Here is a 3,101-nt window from a genome sequence, read left to right on the forward strand (position 1 = left end):
TCCGATGCTGCGGCCGAGCCCGTTCTTCTGCACGCCTGCGGCGCGTTCGTCATGCCGCATGTACTTGGAGAGCAGGTAGATGAGGAAGGCCATCAGCGGCGCAACCGAGAGCGCGATGGCCGAGCCCCATGCGTCAAAACCAATAGCCCTTATTGACTCTGTCTATATTCACAGCGCTGCCCGCCGCTGAGAGTGTGACCGCCGACACCGAACAGAGTGCAGGCGAGGTCGCGGACATGCAGAGCGGGGCGCAGTCGATAGGCGCGCCAATCGGTCGGTTGCGCAGGCGGATCTGGGAGCGCCGCGCCCTGATCGCAGCGTGTATCGGGGTCAGCGTGACCGCCCTCGTCATGCTCTCGACCCCGGGTGCGACCGCGCTGATGCCCGGTGCTCTGCTCATCGCTGCAGGCGCAGCCGCGGGGCTCTCCCTGTTCGGCCTGCCCTCCGACATGAGCCTCGCCCGACGGCTCGACCAGCGTCTTCGGCTCGGGGAGAAGCTCAGCACCGCGATCGAGCTGCGGCGCGCCGCAGCTCCTGCCGGGACCATCGCGCGACTTCAGCTGCGGGATGCGGCGCGGAGCGGGGCGCGGATTGACGTCCGGCCTGCGGCACCGGTGCTGTCTCCGTTGGCGATCGCGGCCGTTGTCGTCGCCCTTTGCAGCAGCGGGCTGGCGCTCTGGTCGCCTTGGCGAGCCGCCGCACCCGTAGAGCTGACGACGGATGCGCCTTCGCCTGAAACGAGCGGACGGAGTATCGCCGAGATTGCCGAGCTTGTTGCCAGCGATGCCGAGGCCCGTGACGATCAGTACCTTGCGGCCCTCGCCAGGGCGCTTGCCGAACTCGCCGGCACGGAGCTCTCCCCGGCCGAGCGAGACCGGCGGCTGAGCGATCTGCTCGAACAGGCCCGCAAGGCCTATGGCGATGTGTTGCCGGCCTGGTTCCCGGCGTCTGACGCACCGCCGGCCGCGGGCTCGGTGCCGACCGACACGGAGGGCGCGGCGCCGACGACGCCCGGATCTACCGAGACTCTGTCGTCGCGGGAAATGTACTCGGCCGACGAGGGGCAGAAGCAGCGGGCCGCGGCGGCGGACGCAGCAGCCGCAGACGCAGCGGCTCGCGCCAGCGATGCCGCCGAGCTGCCCAAACCGGGCGGATCATCCGAACCGCAGCTGATGGGCGAGCAGCCGATGCAGTCCATCGGCCTGCTTCCGGCGGGGGCGGCTGCCGATTCCGGAAAGGACGGCGGCAATGCCGCAGGCCTCGGCTCTCAGCCTCTCGGCGGTGATCAGGACGAGGCCGCCAGTGCGGCCACGGAACGCGAGGACGTCGCGCTGGCGGCCGACGACACAGAGGCCGGTGCGGGGCTGATGCAGCAGGTTGCGCCACGCATCAACCTCGTGGCTGTCGACGGTCGCCTGGACGATGCCGGTCTCGAGTGGACGCGGCAACGGGCCGAGACCGTTTCCCGCGAACCGGTGAGTGCCGATGCGGCCGCCGTGGTGGCGCGCTACTTCGAGCCGCAATCGCCGTGAGCACGCTCGGCCTCCTCGTGCCCGCGTTCCTGACGGTCGGGCTCTTCGCCCTCGCCATCGTGCTGCTGCACATGCGCCGGCGGCGGTCGCGGACGGTCCCGAGCGTGCTGATCTGGCAGCAGATCGCGGCGGCCGCAAGCTCGGCCAACCCGAGGCTTCAATGGCCCAGACCAAGCCTGCTGCTGGCGCTGCAGGTTGCGACGATCCTGCTGCTGGCACTGGCGCTGGCGCAGCCGATCCTGGGTGGGTCGCCTGCGCGTGAACACTGGATCGTCATCGTCGACCGCACCGTCACGGGGGCCGAGGCGCAACGCCGCCTCGAGGCCGGCATCGAGGCCGCCCGCGACCTCGTCGCGCGGCGCGGGCCCGATATTGCCCAACTGACGGTGCTCTCGGTCGGCGCCAGGAGTGAGTACGTTTTCGCGCGGCGGGCTTTCGAGACCGCCCTGACCCGGCAGCTCGGCGACGGCATGCAGCCTGTCCCCGGCGTCGCCGACTGGCGGGAGACGGCGCGCATGACGCTGCTCGCCATGCAGGCGGACACGCCCGCGCATCTGGTCATCGTCTCCGACGAGGCAACGCCGGTCGGCTGGCAGCAGGCCCTGGGCACGCCACCGACCGAGGTGGTGCCGATAGAGCCGGCGATACCGGCCAACACCATTGCGGACGTGACGCTGGCCAGCGACCCGGCAAGTGACGGCGTATTGCTCCAGGGCAGCGTGGCGTTCGCCGACACCGTGCCGACCAGGCTCGCCATCAGCTTCACCCCTGCCGGCAGTGATGCTGCGCTGCCATGGAGCAACTGGACGGTGACCCCTCGCGCAGACGGCACCGCCACCCCGTTCCGAGTGCCACTCGACCTGCCCGGACCCGGAACGGTTGCGGTGACCGAGGCGGAGCAGCCCGAAGCCGGCACCTGGACCTTCGTTGTCCGGGAGCAAGCACCCGTCCTCGAGGTGCTCTATGTCGGCGCCGGCGAGCAGCCCCTGGTTCGCGCCTTGCAGGCAATCGAGGGTGTCAAGGTCTTCGCCGCGGCCGAGATGCCGGAGGATGCCTCCCGTTTCGCGCTGGCCGTGATCGACAAGGTGGCCGTGCCCACCGCACCCGGCACCAACACGATCTGGATCGGAGACGCGCGGCTCATCGAGGAACCTGAAGCCGAGGCGGGCGGCCCCCGATTGCCAACCGCGTGGGACGACGAGCACGCCCTGTCGCGCGGCATCGCCTGGTCGCAGATGGGGGCCATCGAGGCGGCCGTTCTCGCGCCGCGCCCCGACGAGGAGACCGTGCTCGGTTCCGGCGCAGTTTCGCTCATCCTCGCCGCGAGCCCGCCGGCCGGACGGCAGGTGCGCCTTGCCTTCGATCCGGCGACGGCAGCATGGTCCGGGCAGACCGGGTTCCCGCGTCTTGTGCTCAATATCGTGGAGTGGCTGGGACCGCTGCCCGGCGGCGATCGGGTCGACGCCCCCTGCACCGCCGGCGCCGCATGCCGCTTCGACGGCCGGCTCATCGGCGGAACGGCAAGGCTGACCGACGATGCCGAAGTGGGTATCTCCCTCTCGTCGAGCG

The 3,101-nt window shown here is 70.6% G+C and carries 2 protein-coding genes; both read left to right on the plus strand.

Features of this window, described 5'->3' with window-relative positions; all coding sequences use genetic code 11:
• The first annotated feature begins 335 nt into the window (after positions 1-335).
• Complete coding sequence (locus tag ACE3TU_RS20740; RefSeq protein ID WP_374627709.1) at positions 336-1,532, plus strand: hypothetical protein; 1,197 nt, start codon at positions 336-338, stop codon at positions 1,530-1,532.
• Positions 1,529-3,101 (plus strand): hypothetical protein (locus tag ACE3TU_RS20745; RefSeq protein ID WP_374627710.1); only part of this gene is annotated, 1,573 nt, incomplete at its 3' end. The genes ACE3TU_RS20740 and ACE3TU_RS20745, both read left to right, overlap by 4 nt.

It is taken from the genome of Devosia sp. (genome assembly GCF_041917035.1).
GTDB lineage: Bacteria > Pseudomonadota > Alphaproteobacteria > Rhizobiales > Devosiaceae > Devosia_A.